This is a genomic window from Gynuella sp. (assembly GCF_050297175.1).
Lineage (GTDB): Bacteria > Pseudomonadota > Gammaproteobacteria > Pseudomonadales > Natronospirillaceae > Gynuella.
Genome location: NZ_JBNKSF010000011.1, coordinates 119,447 through 144,777, shown reverse-complemented (window position 1 = coordinate 144,777; position 25,331 = coordinate 119,447). Strand labels below are relative to the sequence as shown.

The following is a 25,331-nucleotide window of genomic DNA, read 5'->3' as shown; positions in this document are numbered from 1 at the left end:
CCATAAACAACGTGCGCTCAAGAAGGATTTAAAATTAGATCACCTTCCCGAACCTCCACTGATGCCCTTCAGTGGCCGTCAGCAGGATTCCATTCACACAGCCCTTCCGTTTACCCGAGAAGACTATTTTGAGTTAATCGACACCACCGGGCGATGTCTGCGACAGGACAAACGGGGTGCCATCAATCCTGATACCGAAAAACTGATTAGTCGGCTGGGTATCGATCCAAATCAATGGCTGAAACATGTTCAAAGTTATGGCCGGTCTTATGGGGATTGTGCTGGTTCGCGGGTTTCGTTATTGCAGTATGCGGATCGATTCAAACGGCGGTGGAGTAAAGGACAAAAAGTATCTTTAGAGCACTATCTTAAGACTGGTTAATTTTTTTTTCGGCTGATACGCTCGCAAGTGAGCAGGTTGAATATGGGCGCCTCTATCTGTGAGGGTTTTAACTGTGTTATATGGAAGTTTGAACGGACTCGAATACTCCCCTATAACAGGTCGCTGTATAACCCTGAAGGTTGAATGATCATGGACTGATAGCAATAAAAAGGACACGTACTTGTCCCCAGCATTTAATCCAACCAGCTCTTAGTAATGTCCGTAGTTTTTGATTCGTTTTTCTCTGGTCGGACGATTGATACAAATTTTTAGGGAGTCTGATAACTCAAGAAAGAGTGCGGTCACCATTCACTATAATCTTACCGCCAATTGCGTATCACTTCCCGTGCATGATTTTTCCAGGCTGTATTAGGCGGCCTCTGAAAAATAGGCATAGTTTTGATGCAGGTGAGGAAGCACCACTCGCAACACAGCAATGTACTGACGTAAATGAGGATGTGAGACTGGTGTTGACAACGTCCTGTGCGAAATAGGCCATTTTTCAGAGGTTCCTTAGCTTCAATTCAACGCCGTGGCGATAAGCTTACTGGTCGAGAGTCTTTTCGGTAAATTCGGGTTCCTGGTCCGTTCTAACGACTTTTGGATAGATTCTAAAGGCTGAAATGCTATCCAATGTGCGAACTACCTGATCATCCGAAATCCCATGCGCTACTGGTAGATTAAGGCATTTCCTCGTAGAGCCGTCTACGATCGTCAGACATTTGATGCGCCTGACAACAGATAGCGAATCCATGACCAAACCCATAGATCAGGTATGGTGGGCAACAATAGAGACCGACGATTCACCATGACGCCTTTCCGCCGTTTGCATTTACGGACGGCTAAACCAGCTTCGACTATTTTGTGATTCACTTCTATGCCTTCTCGGCGCAATAACTGATGCTCCTGTCGATAACCTAACCGACGGCATTCCCGTGCGGTGGCCTTGATATGCTCTTTCGGTGCTCACTTTTCTGGGGAGTTCTGAGACTGATAATGCATCGTCGCGTGAGATAACTCGACGAGTGAACTGGCCCTGTGTTGGGGATCGTTGTCTTCGACAATATGATGCGCATGGGTTGGCGCGTTAATCGGCGTATTCGCACCTTTGTAAAGTGAAAACTGCGAAGCTAATGCAGAAGTTGGCGCAAGGTTAATTAGGGCTCTGCCAGCAACGGCGGATTGGGTTGTAAGGTTAATACGGCTCTACGATTTATGTCTTACTGTTCTCGTAAGAGCAGATTTGGTACGCTGTGGAAGCGCTACCACAGCGAGCAGTATAAATACAATAATTGAACTTAAAAACCACTCCAAAAAATGATAATAATTATGAGAATATTTACATTATTACTCCTTATTGCCGCAAGTCTAACCAGTTTAAGCGCTTATGCAGAAGACGGTTACGACCTATGGCTCCGATATCAAACCCTTCCTAAAAGTTATGCCAAAGAAGTGAACCGAACGATCAAAAGCTTGGTGCCTGGCGATGTAAGTAACCCAACCCGAGCACTTGCTATTGAGGAGCTACAAACCGGGTTTAGCAAAATGTTAGGTAAACCATTACCAACCAAAAGCAACGCTAGCAAAGCCAGTCTGATGCTGCTGACCAGCAAAGCATTAGCACAAACGTCTAATGATGTAGACACCGCCAGGCTTACCGAGTTGGGCGATGAAGGCTACCTGATCACTCAAGCCAAAATTAATAAAAAACCGGTAACGTTGATAGCAGCCAACAGCGAGCAAGGTCTACTGTATGGCGCATTTGAGCTGTTACAACAAATGCAGTTACAAACCAGCCTTAAAGAGCTGAACCGTTCATCATCTCCTAAGATACAGCGACGGGTACTAGACCACTGGGATAACTTAGATGGTAGTGTAGAGCGAGGCTATGCCGGCTCTTCTATTTGGGACTGGTGGGAGTTGCCCGGCGTTACAAACCCTCGCTACAAAGATTACGCTCGGGCAAATGCAGCACTAGGTATTAACGGCACAGTATTAAACAACGTTAACTCTAAAGCCATCTCGCTCGACCACCGCTACATTGAAAAAACTGCCGCGCTGGCTGATGTATTCCGTCCCTATGGCATTAAAGTTTATTTATCGGCCCGTTTTAACGCACCAATGGAATTGGATGGCTTCGAAAACGCCGATCCACAAAACCCAAAAGTGCGCCAATGGTGGAAAGATAAAGCTAAAGAGATTTATCAAATCATCCCCAATTTTGGCGGCTTTCTGGTAAAAGCCAATTCTGAAGGCCAACCCGGTCCTGGCGATTATGGTCGCTCTCACGCCGAGGGCGCAAATATGCTGGCCGAGGCATTAGAGCCTTACGGCGGCATTGTTATGTGGCGTGCGTTTGTGTACTCCGAGCACGATGCTGAAGATCGCGGTAAGCAAGCTTACAACGAGTTCAAACCGTTGGACGGCAAATTTAAAGACAATGTTCTACTGCAAGTTAAGAACGGTGCGATCGACTTCCAGCCACGCGAGCCCTACCATCCTCTGTTTGGTGCTATGCCGAATACACCATTGATGATGGAGTTTCAAATCACTAAAGAGTATCTGGGTTTCGCGACTCATATAGCTTACCTCGCGCCGCTCTATCAAGAAGTGCTAGAAGCAGATACCTTTGTTAAAGGAAAAGGCTCCACTGTCGCCAAAGTTATTGATGGCAGTCTTGATAGCCACAAATTAACCGGTATTGCCGGTGTCGCTAATATCGGTCATCACCGCAATTGGAGCGGATCTATTTTTAACCAAGCCAACTGGTATGCTTATGGCCGCCTAGCGTGGGACCCATACACCGATTCGCAAGCTATTGGTCGTGACTGGTTAGCCCTGACTTTTACCAATGAAGAGAAATTTGTAGAGCCCGCACTGGGAATAATGATGCGCTCACGTGAAGCAGTAGTGGATTACATGACCCCATTAGGCTTAGCCCATTTAATGGCCACTGGCCATCACTATGGCCCTGGCCCTTGGGTAAGCGATCTTCCCCGTCCAGAATGGAACCCGGCTTACTACCACAAAGCGGATAAAAATGGTATTGGCTTTGACCGCACCAAAACTGGCAGCAACGCTTTATCTCAATACCCTAAAGAAGTCGCCCAGAGCTTCGCTGATCCCAAAAATATGGACGAGAAATTTTTGCTGTGGTTTCACCACTTACCGTGGGACTTCAAACTGCAGTCAGGCAAAACATTGTGGCGAGGTTTGATTGAACACTACGACCACGGAGTAGAAGAAGCCAAAGCCATGCAGCAAACCTGGCAAAGCTTAAAACCCTATGTGGACCAAGAGCGCTTTACAGACACCGCGCAACGCCTACAAATTCAGGTAGATGAAGCCCAATGGTGGCGCGATGCCTGCCTGGCTTATTTCAGTGAGGTGTCTGGCAAAGCTATACCGAAAGATATAACTCCGCCAAAACACGATTTGCAATACTACATTAAACTCAGTTACCCATATGCTCCAGGCAACTAAGGCTGGATGTCAATTTCAAACGAACTGACCGGTAAACCGGACTGCCCATACAAGTGGCACTCCGGCGCATCGGCCCAACAGTAACGCACGCGCGTTGCATTGGTCATTTGCGACAATGCAACGTGCAGTTCCCCACCGCGCACGGTTGCATTTACTCGCTTACAAGAATCCGCGCACAACTCCACGTAGTTAAGCTGACTGCTGCCCTTAACTTGCAACGTTTCATCCGCCGGGTCGAACATCACCACAACATCGCCATCTTTTGCTTCCGCTTTTACAGGGTAGATTCCATTAGTGATAGCTTCTTTTTCGCCCATTAGCGCTAAAGCAACATCAGCTGTGCGCTTGCCCACTATGCTCTTGTTTTTTGGGTGGATATCGGCAGGGTTGCCTTGATCGATAGTAATTACCAGACCAGCATTTTTGTCGTTTGCAACCGCTTGCCATTGGCCCTGACGCAATTGCGCCCAATCGGATTCCGCTGCACTGCTCGCGCTAGGATTACCATAACCAGGTAGCTGTATAACAATAAATGGCAGGTTTTTGCCAAAATCATCCCGCCAGTTATGAATGAGCGCTTGCATTAAGCCTGCGTATTCCCCGGCCCGGCCTGTGTTGGATTCGCCTTGGTACCAGGCTGCACCACGGATATGTAACCCTTTAAGCGGCGCGATCATAGAGTTGTATAAGCCGCTCAAACCATTGATGCTTTGCCAAGGTGCATTGCGCGAGTAGCCATAACTTTCTGGCACTCGGCTGGCTCGCCAGCCTTCACCCAACGGAATACGTTTGCCATCACTGAGGGTTAAGGCTATATGATCGGCCGGGCCGACCAAGCCGCCATCACCATAGGTGCTGGTGATATTAATCATTAACAGGTTCTCGCCTGCCTTCAGCACGCCGGGTTCTACATCGTAAGTTCGCTCAGTACCCCAGCCAAATTCGGTACCAACGATCTGACCGTTCAACCAGGTGAGGTCCACCTCATCAATCCCACCAATTGAGAGCCTGCCGCCAAGTTTTGCTTCGGCTTCTGTTAAACTAAAGTTGTTGCGATACCAAACTAGCCCGTTGAAATCTTCAAACCCCTTCCAGGTTCGCCAGCTGGCTGGCTCTGGCACATCAAACCAAGTTTGTGTTAACGGGGTTTTCCAGGGTTGGGTCTGGTGTTGCCACCAATCTTGCCACTGGTCCGCGTATTGCTGCTGCGCTTGCTTAGGGTCATCAACAAAGGTGCTCAGCAGCTTTAAGTCATTATCAAAACCACCTACCTCTTTAAGCTCTTTAGCGCTGATCCAAGCTTCTATCTGCGATCCGCCCCAAGATGAATTAATCAACCCAATGGGCACATCCAATGTTTTTTCCATCTCTTCGCCTAAGTAGGCACACACAGCGGAAAACTCTGCCAAATTAGTGGTGGTAGCAGGCTGCCATTGAGCCTTTTTAGCCAGCTCCTTTTCAGGCGCGGCGTCATAATCACGTTCAACAGTCATTATGCGAATACGTTCAGGAGCATCTTTGCCCTCCCAAGGTAGGTCGCCAGTGGCGTCTTTAATGCGAAATGCCATATTGGACTGACCAGAGCAAAGCCATACATCGCCAAGCATTATGTTGCTCACCGTGCTGGTGTTGTTTCCGTCCGCTAGCTTCAGCTGATAAGGACCTCCCGCTTTTAAGGGTTTTAGCTTGGTTCGCCAGGTACCGTTGCGGCCTACTTTTACTTTTTTTGTCGTGCCAGCAAAGCTTAACTGGAACTTTTCCCCTGGCTCGCCACGCCCCCAAAAAACCAGAGGTTCATCGCGTTGTAAAACCATGTTGTCATTAAAAACAGAGGCTGGTTCGAAGGCAAAAGCAGGTGCGGCAAAAGCTGAAAGGCTTACGGCAGCAGCAAGTACTCCTGCGTTGAAAGATTTATTCATGTGTATCTCGCTTTTTTATGGTTGTAATTGGTAATACACACAAAATTGTACCGAAAGGAGCTGCCCGAAAGAACCATAGAACACACAAAGAGGTAATTAATTAAGAATTGGGGAGGCGCTGATTTTCTCACCCTAATAGCTTCCAGTCTTGAATATTTTCAGAGCACACCGATTTCAGGCGCAGATTTGTCTGTTCTTTCATCCTATTTTTATCGAATTTTTGGGTTACCCGGAATTCCATGCACACCGGTACTGAACCGAATTGAAACAATTAAAAAGGGCATCCATGCGATTGAAATTCATACTCACTTCCACTCACAATCGCCACCATGACCAAACCCCGTAACGAACAAGTCTCTTTGGAAGAAATGTCTTTTGATCACTGCATGGGGTGCTGGTTGCAGATGTACAGCCGTGGGAGTGACCAACCGTTGATTGATGCTCGAGAGACGATGTTGCCGGTTGAGCTGCAAGCTGTCTCGGTAACCATCACCCATGGCGAGTACAACAATGTTCCATCAGTTGCGTTATGCTGGGCGAGAACGAAACCATTACCCGGATGGCCGATGAAAAAGGCAATTGCAAAGGCCGGTTCTGGGAGGGGCGATTCAAATCTCAGACCTATTGGATGAAGGTGCGTTGTTGACCTGTATGGCTTATGTGGACCTGAACCTGGTGCGGGCAGGGATGGTGGAGGGGTTGGTCGACAGTGACTTTACCTCTGTTTAGCAACCATATTCGATTATGCCACATACAAAATCACCCTATCCAAAACTAAGCAGCAATTATCCAAACCTATCCATAAACAACACGTGCTCAAGAAAGATTTAAAATTAGATCTCTTTTCCGAATCACCACTGACGCCCTTCAGTGGCTGTCAGCAGGATTTCATTTGCACAGCCCTTCCCGTTCACCCGAGAAGACTATTTCGATTTGATTGATACCATCGGATAGTGTGTGCGATATGACAAACGGGGTGTCATACATCCTGATACCGAAAAACTGATTAGCCGGCAGGCCCTAGATCAATGGCTGAAACATGTGGAACTTTATGGCCGGTCTTATGGAGATTGTGCGGGCTCACGGGTTTCGTGATTACAGTATGCGGATCGATTTGAACGGCGATGGAGTAAAGGGCAAAAAATATCTTCAGAGCATTATCTTAAGACTGGTTAACATTTTTCGGCTGTTACGTTCGCAAGTGAGCAGGTTGGAAAACGATGAATATAGTTGCCTCTATCTCCGAGAGTTTTAACTGTATCATAGGAAGGTTTGAACTGACTCAAATATCCTGATAACAGGTCGCTATGATCCTGAAAGTCGAATGGTTATGGGTTGATCGATGGTTTTCCGGCTTGAACGGTATTATCCTGCGGGAAAGCTTTTTTGTTGCTCTGATATGAATTCTGTTGCGAATAAAAACAAATAAAAAGGCATCCATTAATTTGAAATCTGGGTTAAGTTAGCTGGAACAATATATATCAACATCATCATTTTCATAATGAAGTCAGGTTTAAACCTTTGCCAATATCCAACGCATATGCCAAGAAGCTTCTGCAATTTGGTCGGAACAGGAATAATTTTCCTTGTAATTTCAGTCGCGTTCCTGCGGCAGTGGGGTGAGGAAAATTTAGAGAGTATATCTACAATCTGTCCGATATAATCCAAAAATGGTGCTCTGAAAAGCCACTGCCTGACTCGGTAGACAGGATCGAAACTATTGCAAACAAAGAGCAACAGTTAATAAGGACACTATAAAATACGCCTCGTATCTTAGTTGTTTTCTCTTATCTGTTGGTATTGTCATATGGTTATGATGATGGTTCTCCGACGGGTACTTGCGGAGATCTCCGTTATTCCTCAGTGGAAATTGAAATTACCGATATTCAGTTCCGAGCATTGGTGTAGTCGGAGTTCAGGGGTTATCCCTCTGAGTTATATGGTATATAGAAGGAGACCCGGTAGACTTTGATTCTCTGGTTATTTCGCTGGAAGCTATCATCTGGAATACAGTTCTCAATAGCCCTGCCAAGCTGTTTCAGAAAGCCTGCGTAACAGAACTGACGCAGGTGAGCTTGCAAATAACCGGTTAAAGAGCCGGTCCTGTATTTTCCGTTATTCAGAGGCGCATACACCAGTTCAATCAGCATTCTTACACGGACAGAAAAGATAACGGATATTATTATCACATCATCAAATGGCTTTAATGATAGCTACCTACTCGCAGCTCATTAAACTCATTTTTTGAGGTGATCTATGTCCCCTCAAAGATTGAGTGCTCTCAATATAATAATGGAAATATGACATACTTCTCGGTAGAGCAATATCTCGATCAGGAAGATGTTCAAGTGTCGTGGATCATACAGATCTGATTAAAGACGACCCCTCAGTATCTCTATAGCCAAAAGCTCTATATCGCAATCACCCTGAACAATGGCTGGGTTTTTAATCTCGAAAAACCGATGATCAATTTTAATTGGTAGTGTCGTGTTTGTATTTGTGTGGATGGTCGCTAAATCTTGTGAAACCGAAATAAAAGGAAATAAAAAGGACATCCATAAATTTGCTGAAGGTCGAGTGATTATGGGCTGGTTGATGGGCTCTCTGGCTTAAGCATTTGAAGGGTATTATTCTGCGGGAAAGCTTTGTTGTTCTGATATGAATTCTTATGTGAACTTTGGTTGTCTCCACAATGAGAATTCTGTCCAGAAGCTATATTTTGCTGTCCTTAGAATTGAAAGAATAGAGCCTGCATTAAGCGTAAACAATAAAAAAACATCGATGATGCCTAGTCAACGATCCAATGATAGACTTCTGTTGAGTAATGGGTGATGAGATGCGTTTTTGTAAAGGCGCTTTGAGTCGTAGATGATTTCTAAGGGGGTGACTGAAAAATAGGGATAGTTTTGATGCAGGCTAGGAATCACCACTCGCAACATTGCAGTTTATTAGCGTAAATGAGAATGAGAATGAGAGAGAGTGCGCTTTCGGACGAAGCTGACAACTTCCTGCGCGAAACTAGGCCATTTTTCGGAGCTTCCCTAAGGTGTGTTGTTGGTTAGATGACAGTAAGGTTCAATAATTTTCAAAAAGTAGAAATGTTGCTCAAGCATGGTAGGGTGCGGGCGGCAACACAGTTTTTATATGAACAATTGGAGAAGTATCCAGATCGTATCGAACCTGTTCTCCAGCTGGGAGCATTTTATCGCAGGCGGAAAAAATTTGATTTAGCCAGGATAATCTATGAAAGGAGTCTTAGGAAGTTTCCAAAATCTCCCGCATTATTGTCAAACTACGGCAATTTATTAACCGATTTAAAAGAGTTTGACTTAGCCGAAATATACCTTTTGCAAGCACACAAAATCCATGGTGGCCAGGATATTGTGCGAAATTTAGCACTTCATTACTTTCATCGGGGAAAACCTACCGAGGCTTTGGAGTTATTCGAGTCATTGTTGGCGAATGACCCTCATAATGCAGACTATCATTGGCATCATGCACTTTGTTTACTGCATCTTAAACGTTTTGGAGAGGGTTGGGAGGCATATGAGTGGAGAACTCAGTTATATCCTAACCTTTATCCTGTTCGAAAGTATAAAAGGTGGCGAGGAGAAAACCTATTTGGCAAAGTCATATATGTAACCTTGGAGCAAGGATTGGGTGATACATTGAATTTTCTTCGCTTTGTTCCTTTGTTGCATAAACTCGGTGCGACTGTGTATCTGGAATCTAAGCCTGTGTTTGAGGAGTTGTTTAGATGTATCCCAAATGTTTGTCTTGTTGATGCTGATGAAGTAATAGAGCCCGTTGATTATTATGTACCTATAATGAGCCTACCTTATAGGCTTGGGTTAACGACTGAGAAGCAAATTTTTGAGTTAGATCAGCCGTTAGCCTTAAAAGGTCGCACTAATTTTAGTTTTCCGTCAGTGGATAAAAAGAAAATTGGATTAATATGGGCTGGGAAAAAGACCCCCAAGGATCGCTCCTGCGAACTTTCCCACTTTAGTTTTCTATTCTGCAATCCAGATATTCAGGTGTATAGCTTTCAGTTTGATGGCCGTAAGTCCGATATCGAAAAGAATGGTTATGAGAATTTCGTTATAGACCTCTCTGCTCATTTATATAATTTTTATGAAACGGCTCTTCTCTTAAAAGAAATGGACTGTGTTATTACAGTCGATACGTCGGGTGCACATCTGGCCGGTTTAGTTGGTGTGCCCGTTAAGCTTATGCTCTTACATTATTCCGATTGGCGCTGGTTTGAAGGTAAAACCAGTCCATGGTATCCGGCTATGACTCTTTTTCGACAGCATCAACCGAATGATTGGTCTCAGGCTGTTTTTAATCTGCAGCAAGATTTGGATATGAGATAGGTCAGTCCTTTCTTACTAACGATGATTTTTCGCCTGGTTTTTTATGATGTCGGGCTAACAGCTTAAAAAGCCAGACTGCTCTATCCGTACTCTTAAGATATACCCGCATGCGCCTGTTATTTCGGGCCACAAATGTATTAATAGGTAAATCCACCGCGGACAACCGGTACTAGGGTCAAAATTCCGTGCGAATTTGTCCGTGGTATACAGTTGTTTTCAAAACGACTCATTTAATTAACACACTACCAAATTGAAACCGGACATGAGTGACTAGACTGCTAACCAGCGTTTCTTAACTGTGGCTGTATTAACGCTGTGTCTTTAGCCGATGAGGAAGTCTCTTATGAGCTCGCTGTTCAGAACAATGCTGCTGCTGCTGTTGGCAGGTAGTTTGGTTGCCTGTAACTCCAGTTCTTCCGGATCAGGTACTGATTCGAATGACTTGGATGTTTCTGTAGATGATGATGGTAGTGATGTGCAATCTGTCCGGATTTCCGGTGCAGTGTCTTTATCCAGTGACCTGGCCGGAGCCAGTAAACCAGGGTATATCCTACAAAAACAAATGGCTGCTGCTCCTAAAATGAAAGCGGCTGGCGATGGTTATGGTTACCAGGTTGCCAATAAACCAATGATATCCGGTTTGCTTGACAACTCTCCGCTGCTGGCGGTTGGGGATGCGCTTGCCAATGCCTATGTTTATCTCTATGACGCAAATCATCCTGAGTGGCTATCGCCGGTGGCTCAGGATCTTACCGACAGCACCGGTGGATATGACTTCTCCAGCTATGGGTGTACGGATCGTGTCAGCATTTCTCAGTGTAGCACCAGCGCGGCGGCAAATGGTGATGCCTATGTCGAAGGGGACCCATTGCCGGCCGGGACTTATACGATGCTGGTATATAAACCTTCTACATTCGATCCGGTTGCCGGTGTGACCAGTGATCCAATCGTTGCTGTGCTTCCCGCATTTAAAGCAGAGGATGAAACGGTCACTGTGGATGATATGCAGGCAGAGGTCAGTGATGCGACTCCCAGAGTCGTTACCATGTTTGGAGCATCAAAAAATACTGATGGCACCTCTACGTGGGGTTCTGCCGCGTTGGAGTTGCCACAAAATACTGCGATTCAAATCAGCTTTGACATGGCGATGAGCCGTAGCAGTGTCCAGAATATTGTGGTGGAGGATGGTAATGGTGACGTCAGTGGCAAATGGTCTTTGTCGGCTGACTGGACTGCCGCCACTTTTGAACCGGATTCTGAGCTTTCCAGCGGGCCTCATACTGTGACCGTACCGGAGGGGGTTGCCAATGTATACAGCAACACTCTGGGGTACGAAGCGGTCGGAACTTTCTATGCCACGACGGTGGACAGTACTGCCCCGACAGTGACATTGAACAGTCCTGCTGGCAGTACGGATGTCAGTGTCAACAGTGCTATTCGTATTCGAGCAGATGAGCCTCTTAAGCTGGGTAAACTTAAACTGAATTCTGAGCCATCCGTGGGGGACTTCCCCGGCGTGATGAGTGTTGGCAGTGATGATGGTTATCTGTATGAATTTGTTCTCACCGAGGCTTTAAAACTGGGCACTGCCTATAGCTATACCATTTCTGGTATTCAGGATATGGCTGGTAACAGTGCTGTAGATATAACCGGTGCTTTTTCGACAGTTGCTGCAACTGAAGCCGACGGTGTCGATGATAGTGCCACCGAAGAGACTCAGGCCGCTCAGGTTGCAATAGCGGATATTTTTGCCAAATGGATACGCGGGGTAAACGAGCGTAATCTGGCCCAGATACAGTCGGTTTTGTCCGGTAGTTTTGTCTTCGAATACAGTGTCCAGGCGGAAGGCGGTTTTATGGATGAAGATATCAACCGTAACGGCCGGCTGAGCCAGGCAGAGTTTATGAACCTGATGGAAAATGCGATTAAACATTGGGAGTTCTGTGATACTACCATGAGTGGCGTGATTGGCTCTTATGATGACGATGAAGTCACGGTGATCAACCATGTCGTCAACATTGTTAGCAGCTCTAAAGGTAACTTTGAATTCACCCTGTCGTTCGAAAGTACCGATGGCAGCCAGGATTGTTCTGGTGGTCCGGAAGAGACCATGTATGCAACAGTCAAACTGAATAATGGTGTGTGGAAAATCTCCCGTATGTCAGAAGGTTTCGATCATCGCGGAACGGACCTTGAAAGTTTTGAATTACTGGAAGCAGTGTTGTCTGAAGAAGCCAACAACGCAGCCGGATATGTGGATATCACCAATGGCAGTACATTGACTTCCACTCCTTCTGAAACTGATCCCCTGACCTTTCGATTTGAACCGGCTACTGGTACCAGCAGCTATGTTCTTCTGCTTGCCAATGTCAGAGATCCCAGCGAGCTTGGTTTTGCTATGGTGATTAACGCCAGTAATCTGGAATCGTTCCCTGGCAGCACGAGTAAAAAGTCCTTCACCGTTCCGGAAGCACAAGGCTTGCCTCAGGGCGCTGTGGATGTGAGTGATTTGTTTGGTTTTGACACCGGTGATGAAGAATCCGGTCAGCAAGGCAAAGATTGGGGTATCGAGAACGAAGGGGAAGTATTTGTCTGGGAAATCATTGGCATGGGATCTTTAACTGCTGCCGATTTCTCCTCTACCACCAACCCTGTCGATGTAACCGATGTTATTCGTGATATCTCATCTGTCAGTGCAGTCAAGAAATTCAAAAACCCGGGCGAACGGAAATATCTAACCTATATGGCCTCTGCCGATGGTTCTGAGTTGACGTTTAATGAGTATCAGAATGGTTATGATGCCGGTAGTGCTGACCAGTTGAGCGTTACGGTGACCACTCCCAATGTTGAAGAGGCTCTGCAGAAAGGTGGTCGACTGTCTATGGGAAGTGACAGTGGTTACGAGGAGTATATGCTGACATTCAGTGACAACGGCAATGGGACTGCATCGGCCGCAGTGACGCTCGATTTGTTCCAGGGCTGGAACTGGGTGGACTTTGATGATGGTGTCGATTTGTATGGTTTCTTCCAGGTACAAACCCTTGGTGGGATTGCGCCTGCGGTTACTGTTTATAGCGTCGATGTCTATGATGTCGATGACAGTTTCCTCGATACCCTGACACTGGATGAGTGGAACTTTGCCGATGCTGGTTCCGGAGCGACTGGTGTTCAGGTCACCTGGCAGTTTGATATCAACAATGCCGATCTGATGAGTATGCTCAGCTTGCTGTGTAATAACAATGGCGCTGGTCGTGCCGATATTCACATCAATGTCTGGAATGAATCCGGTGCCTATGACAATGTCAGTTACTGTGAAAACAGTTCAGCGTTCACTATCAGTGGTGACCTGCTGACATATAACGATATTCTGGATGTTTTTAAGGGCGATAACTGGGTTAACCTGAACCTGAACGGTGATGATGGTATGGGAAGCTGGTTCAATACCTCGGCCAGTTTCGGTGTGTATACCGATACCGGTGCGGAATTTGTACCTGATGTCGTGATTAACGCGCCAACGACTGTCGATGCCAGTACACAGGACGTGATTGAGTTGCAAATGACCGGAGACTGGGGGCAGGGTTCAGATTGGAATGGAACTGCCGCGACAACCAATACCGACACCGTCACCATATCCGGCCTGTTTGCTGATCCTGGATTCGATCCTGTTCCAAAATATCACGCCGGTACCGATGGTGCCTGGAGTGAAGGGGATATCAGTGTCGATTCTCTTGATAACAGTTTTAGTTTTGACATCACTGTTTATCAGGGCTGGAACTGGATTTCCATCGAAGACGGCAATGGCAATTGGTATAACATTAATATCTATACCGAAAATGGCGCCACGATACCGAAACCTGAAATTGTTGCCGTCAATGGATCAGAACCGGTCGATAATTTTGGTCAGTTGATCGCGAGTGTTACAGCCTGTACTGCTACCGTGGAAGGAAACGCGCCGGCTAATGCCAAGCGCTTATGGATCGACTGGAATGGCTCCAACAATGAGGATTATTACTGGGAAAACCAGGAAGTGATTCTGGATGGCAGCGGCACAGAACTACAGACATTCAGTGCTACTTTCCAGGTGATTGGTGGCAACAATGCCTACAACTTCATCAATGTTTATGATGAGGTAAACAATACCTGGGTCGGTGTGGAAGTCCAGACCTCTGATACCATTTGTAGCTATACCGCACCGCTGTTGACCATCACCGGTGTCGAAGATGGAAATGGCGTCAGCCTGTCTGACTTGGGCGATGGTTATAGTAATAGTGGATCGGCTACGACTGCGACGACCGCCACTATTTCTGGTACCTCGACCATTCCTGGTAAGAATATCAAACTCAGTACCGGAACCTGTGGCAGTAATGATGAAATCGTGGTGCAGTCCACGACCACCGCCAATGGTTCTGGCAGCTATAACTGGGAAGCTACCGTTAATCTGTACGATTACGATGCCCAGAACCCCAGTGAGAACTACCAGTGGGTTGATATTTCTGATGGACAGAACTGGCAGAACATTACCATTAAGTCAGACAGCAATGTGATTGGCAGTTCTCCGCTATCACTGCAGTTACCAAACGGCTTGGTGGACAATACGTTTGAGTTCAGTTGTGCATATGCTGAGTGGGATGGCACCGGTTTGGGTACTGAGCTAACGTCAGTGACGATCAATGGCATGACCGAAGGCACTCAAAATGGTCACGGTGAATACTGGGCTGGCAATCGCTGGGGAACATTTGAAATCGAAGGTGGGCAGTTCAGCTTCGAAGTGGAGCTCTACGATGGTGACAACTGGATTAATGTGAACGATGCCGATCACAATTGGTATGACGTTCAGATCCGCACCAGTAACGGTAATTTGCCGCCACAGTATATCTATATCACCAGTCCTGATCATGATAGTGAAAATACCGAAGGCAGTGTGACTGTTCAGGGTGATTTCGGTAGTACCGACTTCCTGCCCGATAACCTCAGTGGATATATCGATTACTGGAATCCGGATACTCAGTCGTCCATGTATCTCTATTTCGATTCCAACCTTCAGTCGGTCAACGAATGGGGGGATATGCCCATGACCTACGACAAGGAAGCCGGGACCTTCAGTTTCATATTTGACCTGCCGGGTAACGCAGAGAATGTGCGTATAGAGGTCAATGGTTGTGGAAGCGATGGTTGCCATGGTCATACCATTTGGATCAATACCAATGAGGCGCCGAACGAACATTTCTACAAACCCGGGTCAGCGGGTAGTGGATCGGCAGGTGCTTATGATCGCCGTAAGCTGCACGCTTACCACCGTCATTAATGACCATTGGACGTGGCGCGGTTATCGCGCCACGTCTGCATATTTATCTCAGACCGCGCAGGCGGTCTGATGTGGGAGTACTGAAATGCAAAACCAGTCTATTGCCATAATACCTACTTGCATCTCTGCTGTGGATGCCCTGAAGTCGCGATCGCGAGTTGTATTATGGCAGTGTGCTGTGTCTTTGCTGATGCTGGGACTGGCGCTCTCTGCTGTTGCCGGGCCGTTTGTCAAACCGGACTCTCCGCTGACGGTTTCAATAGAGATCGAACCACTTCTGCAGAGTTCCGAATATCGTTTTAATGTTTTGGTTATGTCCGGCTTGCCGGAAGACGTGGAAATAGTGATGACCGTTGCGGTGCCGGACCAAATGCTGGTGTTGAGTGGTGTTACTGAATGGCAGGGGTTGTTGGCTGCTAATGAGAGCCATACTCTGGTATTCAGCGGGCAGATACCGTCAGGTAGTCAACAGGTTATTTCTGCCAATGCGGTGGCTGCAACGGTATCTGGTATCCGGATGACTGCAATCGACAGCCGTCCGTTGCCAGGCCAGCCCACCATTCGTTCCAGTGTTGTGGCTCATCATGACCGGTATGAACAGCGCTTTGGGCAGACTATTCTGACGATCTCTCTGGACCATTAACTTATGAAGTTGTTAGATGGGTTGCTTTTGGCCGGACTGATTCTGTTGGCAGGCTGTCAGGAAAGTGCCTCTGGTACGGACTCCGGTTCTCAGTCACAAGCGGACATTGATAGCAGTGCCAAGCCGGAGGGTGTCCAGGTGGTTCTGACGGGCAGAATCGAATACCAGGATCGAATCTATGGCAGTTCCGGTTTTGTGAACGGCAATACACCGTTCAAACCGGCGCGTCGGGTGGTACTGGATCTGATTGACAAAGAGGATCAGCTGTTAGCAACGACGTTAACGGATGACAACGGATTTTATGAATTTCCCGATATAACTACGGCGGATTATTCGTTGCGGGTTCTGGCACAGACCGAAACCGAATCCGGCCATGTCATTTCTGTTCATAACCACAGTGGCAGTCAGTATGCCGTCAGCCAGAGCATCACGGTAACAGCGGAAAGCAGCCAAGCAGATATTCGCATGATGCTCGATGATCGCGTCGCCGGTATCTTTAATATGATGGATGTCATGCTGTCTGGTTACAACTTCGTAGCCGCATATTCTGGCGATACGGTTGCCATGCAGGATTTAAAACTGTTTTGGCAGTATGGCAACCGAACCGGGACCTACACTTGTTTTTCTCAGACTGGCGGCAGCTGTACTCAGGGTGCCGGTATATATGTGCTGAGTGATCCTACGGGTGATACGGATGATTTTGATGATGATGTGCTGTGGCATGAATTTGCCCATTACTGTGAATATTCTCTGGGGTTGAGTGAATCTCCAGGGGGGTATCATACTTTGTCCAGCAATGACCTGGATTTACGCCTGACCTGGAGCGAGGGACATGCCAGTTATCTGCAGATTGCGATCAAAAACTGGCTTCGCGAGAACGACCCGCAGCGCCTGTCGATTCCCGGTTATCTGGAAACCAGTTATTACGTTGACAATAATAATCAGGCCGGTTACCCGGCACTGGTGGTAAATTATGCGAGTCTCAGTGGCTCCGCTTATCGTTATGCCAGTAACGAAGCAGCGGTTTCCAGAGTATTGTGGCTGTTATTACAGCGTGCCGATGTTGCATCCATTTGGGAGTCATTTTCTGTTTATCTGACGGTCAATGACAGTGCTGATAATCTTGAAGCGTTCTGGGACGGACTGCTTCAGGCGCAGTCGCCTTCATCAATACAGCTCAGTCAGTGGCAGGCTGCACTGGCAGACCGGAGTATCTTCTATCAGCAGGATGCTTATGAACCCGATAATGATAGCTTGTCAGCAGCGCTGTTGAACTGTCATTTTTCCGGTCAGACCTTACCCTGGAGCTGTGTCAGTGGACGCCAGCATTATCTGTACCGTAATGATCAACTGCCGGATCAGGATATGATTGCGGTTCAGCTTAGTGGCGGTCACCGTTACCGGATTTTTACCCATGAGTTACGTAATGGTGCCGATACCCTGATCACGCTGCTTGATCAGAGTGGCAATGTGCTTATTGATGCAGACAGCCATCCCATCCGCAATGATGATGCAACAGACTGCGAACTGGCGCCGCAAGGTTGTTATCCCCTGCATGATGGGTCTCACTTTCGTTCAGAGGTGCTTTATTCTCCATCATTTAACGAGACGGTATACGTGAAAATCGAAACTACCGATGCAGTTTATCTGGACCCTTCCCTCTATGGCTATATCGGTCGCTATGGTAGTTATCAACTTTCTGTTGAGATGGTGGAGTGAAGGCCGCCTGGATGGTTGCGGTATCAAACTGGCGACCGTCGCTTATTATGACTCGAATAACCGGCAGTCCAGGCGATTAACCACTATTTTTTCCAATCAGTAACAGCCCTTCTGTAATACTAAAGCCTCATAGCGAAATTTCACTGAACGAGTGGATTTCGCTATTTTTTTGCGTACAATCCCTGAAAAGGTTACATAACAACAACAGAATGCCGGGCCAAAGCTTTGTGATGGCAGATCTCTGCTACGATGAATTAAAACCAGACCTGTCAGGAGCAGATTGGTCTGGTCATTGGTGAAGGTGCGGGGGAATCAATGGAGTTTCAATCAGCGAGCGAAATCATGGATAGATTGCTCCACGACATTCCGCACACATCAATATATGGAAAATTGCCGGAAATTGGCAAATGACTTTCGGATCGTTCAGGACAGGCGGTTTGCATGTCAAGGTTAATAGGGTGCTTCTGAGTCGTGTTGGCAATACAGATCATTATTCAGAAGTTCCATAGGTTCAAAATACCAGAAACGAGGCTGAGTTATGGCGGAAATGGTTCAAGTTGGCGGCTTGAAAGTCGCAAAGGTGCTGTACGATTTTATCAATGAGCAGGCGATTCCCGGTACTGGCGTTGATGCGGTCAGGTTCTGGACCGAACTCGAAACCGTGGTCGAAGACTTAACGCCCAAAAACAAAACCTTGCTGGAAAAGCGTGACGAATTACAGTCAAAAATAGATGCGTATCATCAGCAACATGACAGTGTTGATTTATCCGCATATAAAAACTTTCTCGAAGAGATCGGCTATCTGCTTCCGGAAGTGGATGACTTCCATATCTGTACCGAAAATGTTGATCCTGAAGTTGCGGTTATGGCCGGTCCGCAGCTAGTGGTTCCAGTAATGAATGCCCGGTTTGCATTGAATGCAGCCAATGCCCGTTGGGGGAGTCTGTATGATGCGTTATACGGAACGGATGTAATTTCTGAGAATGGTGGAGCAGAAAAAGGCACTACCTATAACCCGGTAAGAGGCGCGCGTGTCATCGAATTTGGCCGGTCCTTTCTGGACCAGGCTGTGCCATTATCCTCCGGCAGTCATAATGATGCCCGGGCTTACCACATTGAAGATGAAAATTTATTGGTCACCCTGGTGGATGGTGTCACTGTGGATCTGAAAGACCCGCGGAAATTTGTAGGGTATGTGGGGGCTGTTGATCATCCGGTGGCGATATTGCTGCGGAACAACGGGCTGCATTTTGAAATTCAGATTGATCCATCGAGTCCGATAGGCGCTAGTGATCCAGCAGGTATCAAAGATATTCTTATGGAAGCGGCGCTGACCACGATTCAGGATTGTGAAGATTCCATAGCCGCAGTCGATGCTGATGATAAAGTCGTGGTGTATCGTAATTGGCTGGGATTAATGAATGGTGATCTGCAGGATACCTTCGACAAGGGTGGGCGGATGATGACCCGAGTATTACACCCTGATCGCGAATATACTGCTGCCGATGGACGGACGATTAGATTACCGGGACGCAGTCTGATGTTTGTGCGCAATGTCGGTCATCTGATGGCCATTGATGCGGTGATGGATAAGCATGGCCGGGAAATTCCCGAGGGCATATTGGATGCCATGGTTACTTCATTGATTGCCATGCATGATATCAAAGGGCTCGGTAAATATCGCAACTCCAAAACCCGCAGCATCTACATTGTTAAACCTAAAATGCACGGTCCCGAAGAAGTGGCGTTTACTAATGAGCTGTTTGGCAGAGTTGAAGATGTGTTGGAATTGCCAAGGTTCACCATTAAGGTTGGCATCATGGATGAGGAGCGTCGCACCACGGTGAATTTGAAAGCCTGTATTCGCGCTGCCAGAGATCGGGTGGTGTTTATCAATACCGGATTTCTGGACCGTACCGGCGACGAAATTCACACAAGCATGCAGGCTGGCCCGATGATTCGCAAGACGTTGATGAAACAACAGCCCTGGATCAAAGCCTATGAAGACTGGAATGTGGATATCGGTCTGGCTACCGGTCTGAAGGGAAGGGCTCAGATCGGTAAAGGCATGTGGCCGATTCCTGATGAAATGTGTCAGATGCTGGAAACCAAAGTGGCTCATCCGCAGGCGGGTGCAAATTGCGCCTGGGTTCCATCGCCCACGGCGGCAACGCTGCATGCCCTTCATTATCATCAGGTCAATGTGGCGGCGAAGCAAGAGGCAATAAAAGATCGTCAACGGGCCTCTCTGGATGACATTCTGACCATTCCTGTGCTTAGTGATGTATCAGGTTTGTCCGCTGAAAACATCCAGCAGGAACTCGATAACAACGCTCAGGGGATTCTGGGTTATGTGGTGCGTTGGGTTGATCAAGGGATTGGTTGTTCAAAAGTGCCTGATATCAATGATGTTGGCTTGATGGAGGATCGCGCCACCCTGAGAATTTCCAGCCAGCATATGGCTAACTGGTTATATCACGGTGTCTGTAGTGAAGAACAGGTGATTGCCACCATGAAACGCATGGCTGCAGTGGTAGACCGGCAGAATGCGCAAGATCCTGCCTATCGGCCAATGGCACCTGATTTTGAAGCCAGTTATGCATTTCAGGCGGCCTGCGATCTGGTGCTGAAAGGTAAAGACCAGCCCAGTGGTTATACCGAACCATTGCTGCATGCCTATCGCCGCAAAGTAAAGGCTGGTTGAGGGGGTGTGCTGTCTATGATGGCGAAAAAATTATATGGGCGCTTACCAAAGAGGTCGTGCTGACCTCTTTGGTTGTTGTCTGGCAAGCTATTGATTTTAACGCCATATTCACAACGTCCGTCGAACATCAACAACCTGCTAGTCATTCCGGCAACAAACGTTGCCATACATGGTGGATCTGAATTATTTCAACACAGGATAATCACTGGAAGTGCCAAAATCCCAGATAGTTGTACTCCAGCCAGAATACAAACCGGATGCACACTCACCCGGTGCGGTAGGGCATTTTAAGATTCGGGTATTATAACCCGTCTCCTCGCCTGCACTGGTTGACTTGCCGCTGCGTAGAGTATCCCAGAAGCTAGCTGAGACGTTGGTCATGTCAGTTCCGAAATAGTCTCCCAGGGAGTCGATACGTCCGATCAGCCCACCAGTATCGGACTGACCATTCACTTGTCCGATAGAGTAAGTGTTACTGACATAGATACTCAGATAAGCCTCATCAATGTAGCCAATGAGGCCTCCGACCATGGCGGTACCGGTGACTTTGCCATACGCGAAGCTGTCGGTAACGTTGGTGACGACGTCCGGCCAGGACGATGAAAAAGAATGTATGTGGCCCATTAATCCGCCGACGGATCGGGAACCGCTGACCTGACCGGTTGCATAATTCTGATAAGTATCGATTGAGCTGGCATTGGCAATCAAAATCAGGCCTATCAGGCCGCCGACATTTCTGCGCGCTCCATTGACGTTACCATGGGCTGAGTTGTGAGCGATGACAACGCTTGGGAAATTGCCATCTGACTCCACGTAGCCGATCAGGCCACCGAGATTTCCGTCACCATCAACAGCGGCTGTGGAAATGTTATCCAGTACATTGGCTGAGGCATTGTATTGATTTGCGATCAGGCCTCCGATCATACCACCAACATTTAGAGTACCGGTGATGGTTCCGGAGATACTGTTAGAGGTCATGGAAGTTTTGTCACCCCAGTTATATTGCTGTGTGACATTGATATGGCCGGCCAGGCCGCCGACATAATTGTCACCGCTGATAAGTGCAGACACCTGATTGTCTGATATCGAGGCTGTCAACCCGGTAAAACTGTTAAGGTCTGGGCCATTGATGTAACCCACCACACCGGCCACCCGATCGCGACCGTTTACTTTACCGCTCAGTTGGTTACCGGTAACGATAAGTTGATGAACATCATAATTAGCCATTGAACGAAGACTGCCCATCAGCAGACCGACATTATTGCCACCAGAGACATTGCCGGAAATGATGTTATGCTCTAAAGCAAACGTGTATATCTGTTCATCGTCCAGAGACAGCAGGCTGCCAACCAACACTCCGGTATTATTGTTACCGGCCACAGAGACATTTCTATTGGATCCCTCAATGGTTAGATCGTAGATTCTCCCGTTGCCCATAGCAGCAAACAATCCGATATTGTCCTCGCCGGTACGATTAATATAGAGGTTGTAAAGGGTGTGATGATGACCATTGAATTCGGCGTTGAATGGCGCTTCTGCAGAGCCTATCGGATCCCAGCCTGCACCATTGTTCCAATACAAATCATCGCTGGTAATACCATTGTCGTTGGTATCAAAATTCAGGTCCTTTGTCAGCTCGTAACCGAAACAGCCACCACTTGGGCAACCACTGCTGTCTGTGTTGCCGGAGGCGTCGGTCATACCCGTACCCTCGAGATTGTAACGGATCTTATAAAGATCTTGCAGAGTGTTGATGTCAACCAAGCCATTACTGTTGCTGTCAACGATGGCCTGAGTGCCGGTGGAAGCCAGGGCCAAAATACAAAATATCCCAGCGTATCGGAGATGGAAGAGGTTATCGAGATATGTACTCATAGTTTGATTCCTTGGTATAAAATCCTTGGATGATGAAATCCACCTGAGCAATAACATTCGAACGTTCAGGTGATTTCCTGACAGGAAGGGTTATGGCCCATCGGTTGGTTATGCCGCGTGTCATAACACTCCAATATTTATAATATTTGGACTTTCTAATTTAAGTATCCTTATTTAGTCGGGTACATTTGATAAAGGTATACGACTGTTAATCTGGATCAATGTTTTGTCAGAATAGTACATCGTCATCATATTTTTTGGTTCTGACAGAAACGGTGCTTAAGGAAAGGCGGGATAATTTGTTTATAAAATCAACAGGGATATGTGTTGGATGGTTAGGGGGGCATTCGTTATTGGCTAATAACCGATGTCAGGTTTATGCAACGGTGTCCATATCCGGTGCAGCGATATAATTATCGGGGAGAGGCTCTTTTTCGCCGTAAACAAACTGACCATATAAGCGATTCTTACTATTAGGGTCTATAAATATGCGCGTGCTGGAAATAACTGCGTGTTGATATACAGAACAGAGAAGCATTGCTGCTGCATCTCCGTCAGATCTGCATAGCAGGTTCATAGGGCAGTTCAATACTGGTAATGATTTTGTCCCACAGTTTTCTGAATAACCCGCTTTCATAAGTGCTTAGATGTTTGAGCTGATCAATGTTCTCGCCACAGGCAGTATACATTTTCTGTAGATGATGATTTTCTACAGCGAGTAGCGGTTTTAATGACAGATGATCATCTGATTCTGCCAATGTCTGTTGATAAATCCGATATAACCAACAGGCCCTGAGCTCAATGATCAGAGATACCCAGTTGTAGGCGGAGGATGGACCGACGACATTTGAGATACCTGCATCCAGGCGGCCGAAGTACATCAGTGCTGGAACTCTGGCCATGGTATTGTCGTCCCTCCAACCTTCCATATCATACCCGGCTGCACGTTGTGGTTGGCGTTTGAAGAAACTGGCATGTTGCACTTCTCCAGCCAGGTGTTTGAGTATGTCTTCGCTCATTCGTTGTGGTTTAACTGCTTGAATGGCTGTTGTTTTACGGCTGCCCATATGTTCGAGCATAGCGAGCATATTTAAAAATCGCGCATGCTGGGTACTGTCCATGATCAACTGCTGTAAAAACTGCTTGACGGGGAATTCAAATATTTTGTTGGCAGACATCATTCCGGAGATAGTCAGCGGATCTTGTAATACAGTCATAGATACTTTCCAGTTCATTTTCATTGATACAGTAAGGTGACATTACATATACGCAGTTACTGAGAGATCTCAGTAGAATGTTTTGGTTGAGATAAAAACGATAAAGCTGCGGTCCAATGACAGATAATTGGAACCTGATCTGAAATTTCCCGCGCCGGGGTAGTATTGTAATTGCCGTAAGGCATATTCATTGCGGCTGTGAATGCGGGGCACGCGCTCCAGAATCGGTGCGTGTTCGTAGGCAAGCAGCTTGCCAGTGTGCTCGGAGACCGTTATGAGTTGATTGGCAATGAGTAATACTCCAGTTGTGTGTCTATCTTCGCTGTACAGGTACAGATCGGACCCGTTGGTAACTTTGATTGAATCCGTAGACAAGACATATTGGGGTATTAGATACCATTTTATTGAGCGGAAATGGGAGAAAATTTTATCGCACATGGATGATGTTATTTTGTCTGTCTTTTGGAAATCGCTTGACCAGAATTCTCGAAAGCAGGTCATATTCTTTATATGTCATTTAGACAAAAGTCATAAATATTAAATCCGGTATGAAAACAGCGCTGCAATGTTCAAAAAGTTAGCATAGATATTAAAAATAGAAATGGTTTTTATCCTGTTTAGAAAGCACCGCTCGCAAAAGCACAGTTTACTGGTGTAAATGAGGATTAAAGAGAATGTCACCTTTGGATGGTGCTGACAAAGTCCTGCGCGAAAATGGGCCATTTTTAAGTGACTCCTTAGGTCCTTAAGTACGGGAATATAGCTTGTCAGGTTAACATCAGAGTACGTTTTAATGGTATGTGGATTATCTGAATGCTTCTCACCAATTAGCAGTAGAATCAGTATTTTAGTGTTTCTTTTTTTTTAAAACACTTCAATCGATAACCATATGGGATTGATCATTTTCAGCCCGCTTCGGGCACATGAAATTATGAATAAATTCCATCGTTTGAATACGACAATTTGCAGCAGATTGTGGGTGAGTGCTAGTAATAATCAACCCGCTTCTTTAATCGTCAATCGTCCTCGGCTGACTGGTGCACCCAATGCTTTGGGGGGGGAGACTATTTTTCGGTGAGGTGATAAAGGTTAGGAAAGCGTATAGCTTCCCGGAAAAGGACTACTCATGTAGTGCCTTGAATAAAACCTATATTAAACAAGCACCTCAAGATGTCCACAGCAACGCGCAGCTCGCAGACAATGGTCATTCCCTTGTCAAAAACCGGAACGAAGCGGTGGGCGTCTTGAGGGCTTCTCGAAGAGTGGGACGCCGTTTGCTGAACTTAACGTAGAGTTGCGAAGTGAATTCGGCGGCCCATTTAAATATCCGTTTTATTTGAGACACGACACTGGACAGGACTGTGCGCTGTTTGATCATTTCAGATCTTCGAATACCATGGCAGTTGGAACGTGATATCAGCAGTACATGATTCGCCAAAACAAGGTTTTCTTACCGCCATGACAATACGCAACATAATGCTCCTGTCCGGCTAATAATTGGGAGTCTTCTGAGGTGAATGGTAAACCCAATTCCAATGCTTCGCATACGGCTCTGATCAATCTGAATGATCACACAGGCTCAGACAATCATTGAGAGACATATAAGGTTTTTCATACCCCAAAAGGAGGAGAACTAAACGCATCCGGGCATCAGTGCTGATCATCGGATATGATCATGGGCAATACGATCGCAGCCCATATACGGAAG

General features: G+C 46.7%; 12 protein-coding genes. 8 read left to right on the top strand and 4 right to left on the bottom strand.

Annotation, left to right across the window (positions count from 1 at the left end; translation table 11 throughout):
- Window positions 1-382, top strand: a 382-nt coding sequence (locus ACQY6I_RS04330) for a hypothetical protein (RefSeq protein WP_428240244.1), incomplete at its 5' end; no start/stop codon positions are given.
- Between the two features lie 544 nt (window positions 383-926).
- Here ACQY6I_RS04330 and ACQY6I_RS04325 read toward each other — a convergent pair.
- Window positions 927-1,136, bottom strand: coding sequence for an integrase catalytic domain-containing protein (locus ACQY6I_RS04325; protein WP_428240243.1), 210 nt, complete (start codon window positions 1,134-1,136; stop codon window positions 927-929).
- Between the two features lie 575 nt (window positions 1,137-1,711).
- Between ACQY6I_RS04325 and ACQY6I_RS04320 the strand changes: the two genes are divergently transcribed.
- A complete protein-coding gene (locus tag ACQY6I_RS04320; RefSeq protein ID WP_428240242.1) occupies window positions 1,712-3,865 on the top strand; it encodes an alpha-glucuronidase family glycosyl hydrolase in 2,154 nt (717 codons plus the stop codon).
- Here the strand turns inward: ACQY6I_RS04320 and ACQY6I_RS04315 are convergent.
- Entirely contained in the window at window positions 3,862-5,784 is a 1,923-nt protein-coding gene (locus ACQY6I_RS04315; protein WP_428240241.1) for a sialate O-acetylesterase, read from the bottom strand. The genes ACQY6I_RS04320 and ACQY6I_RS04315 overlap by 4 nt on opposite strands.
- 579 nt (window positions 5,785-6,363) lie before the next feature.
- On the opposite strand from ACQY6I_RS04315, the gene ACQY6I_RS04310 reads away from it, so the two are divergent.
- From ACQY6I_RS04310 to ACQY6I_RS04285, 6 genes are all read left to right on the top strand, one after another.
- Window positions 6,364-6,513: a hypothetical protein gene (locus ACQY6I_RS04310; RefSeq protein WP_428240240.1), complete on the top strand. Its 150-nt coding sequence runs from the start codon at window positions 6,364-6,366 to the stop codon at window positions 6,511-6,513.
- A 2,333-nt stretch (window positions 6,514-8,846) separates the two neighbouring features.
- Window positions 8,847-10,160 carry a tetratricopeptide repeat protein gene (locus ACQY6I_RS04305; RefSeq protein ID WP_428240239.1) on the top strand — a complete coding sequence of 438 codons (1,314 nt, stop codon included), beginning with the start codon at window positions 8,847-8,849 and terminating at the stop codon, window positions 10,158-10,160.
- 343 nt (window positions 10,161-10,503) lie between these two features.
- Window positions 10,504-15,465: an Ig-like domain-containing protein gene (locus tag ACQY6I_RS04300; protein WP_428240238.1), complete on the top strand. Its 4,962-nt coding sequence runs from the start codon at window positions 10,504-10,506 to the stop codon at window positions 15,463-15,465.
- 85 nt (window positions 15,466-15,550) lie between these two features.
- Window positions 15,551-16,108, top strand: a complete 558-nt coding sequence (locus tag ACQY6I_RS04295; protein ID WP_428240237.1) for a hypothetical protein — start codon at window positions 15,551-15,553, stop codon at window positions 16,106-16,108.
- A 3-nt stretch (window positions 16,109-16,111) separates the two neighbouring features.
- Window positions 16,112-17,827, top strand: coding sequence for a hypothetical protein (locus tag ACQY6I_RS04290; protein ID WP_428240236.1), 1,716 nt, complete (start codon window positions 16,112-16,114; stop codon window positions 17,825-17,827).
- 538 nt (window positions 17,828-18,365) lie between these two features.
- Window positions 18,366-20,531 carry a malate synthase G gene (locus ACQY6I_RS04285; RefSeq protein WP_428240235.1) on the top strand — a complete coding sequence of 722 codons (2,166 nt, stop codon included), beginning with the start codon at window positions 18,366-18,368 and terminating at the stop codon, window positions 20,529-20,531.
- A gap of 183 nt (window positions 20,532-20,714) precedes the next feature.
- On the opposite strand, the gene ACQY6I_RS04280 is transcribed toward ACQY6I_RS04285, so the two are convergent.
- Entirely contained in the window at window positions 20,715-22,406 is a 1,692-nt protein-coding gene (locus tag ACQY6I_RS04280) for a hypothetical protein (RefSeq protein WP_428240234.1), read from the bottom strand.
- Window positions 22,407-22,960: 554 nt separating this feature from the next.
- The gene (locus ACQY6I_RS04275; protein ID WP_428240233.1) at window positions 22,961-23,623 is read right to left on the bottom strand and encodes a hypothetical protein; all 663 of its coding nucleotides are present in this window, start codon (window positions 23,621-23,623) and stop codon (window positions 22,961-22,963) included.
- Window positions 23,624-25,331 lie beyond the last annotated feature (1,708 nt).

Coding starts and splice junctions, on each gene's coding strand:
- ACQY6I_RS04325 (WP_428240243.1), bottom strand. CDS start 1,136: ATGGATTCGCTATCTGTTGTCAGGCGCATCAAATGTCTGACGATCGTA.
- ACQY6I_RS04320 (WP_428240242.1), top strand. CDS start 1,712: ATGAGAATATTTACATTATTACTCCTTATTGCCGCAAGTCTAACCAGT.
- ACQY6I_RS04315 (WP_428240241.1), bottom strand. CDS start 5,784: ATGAATAAATCTTTCAACGCAGGAGTACTTGCTGCTGCCGTAAGCCTT.
- ACQY6I_RS04305 (WP_428240239.1), top strand. CDS start 8,847: ATGACAGTAAGGTTCAATAATTTTCAAAAAGTAGAAATGTTGCTCAAG.
- ACQY6I_RS04300 (WP_428240238.1), top strand. CDS start 10,504: ATGAGCTCGCTGTTCAGAACAATGCTGCTGCTGCTGTTGGCAGGTAGT.
- ACQY6I_RS04295 (WP_428240237.1), top strand. CDS start 15,551: ATGCAAAACCAGTCTATTGCCATAATACCTACTTGCATCTCTGCTGTG.
- ACQY6I_RS04290 (WP_428240236.1), top strand. CDS start 16,112: ATGAAGTTGTTAGATGGGTTGCTTTTGGCCGGACTGATTCTGTTGGCA.
- ACQY6I_RS04285 (WP_428240235.1), top strand. CDS start 18,366: ATGGCGGAAATGGTTCAAGTTGGCGGCTTGAAAGTCGCAAAGGTGCTG.
- ACQY6I_RS04280 (WP_428240234.1), bottom strand. CDS start 22,406: ATGAGTACATATCTCGATAACCTCTTCCATCTCCGATACGCTGGGATA.
- ACQY6I_RS04275 (WP_428240233.1), bottom strand. CDS start 23,623: ATGACTGTATTACAAGATCCGCTGACTATCTCCGGAATGATGTCTGCC.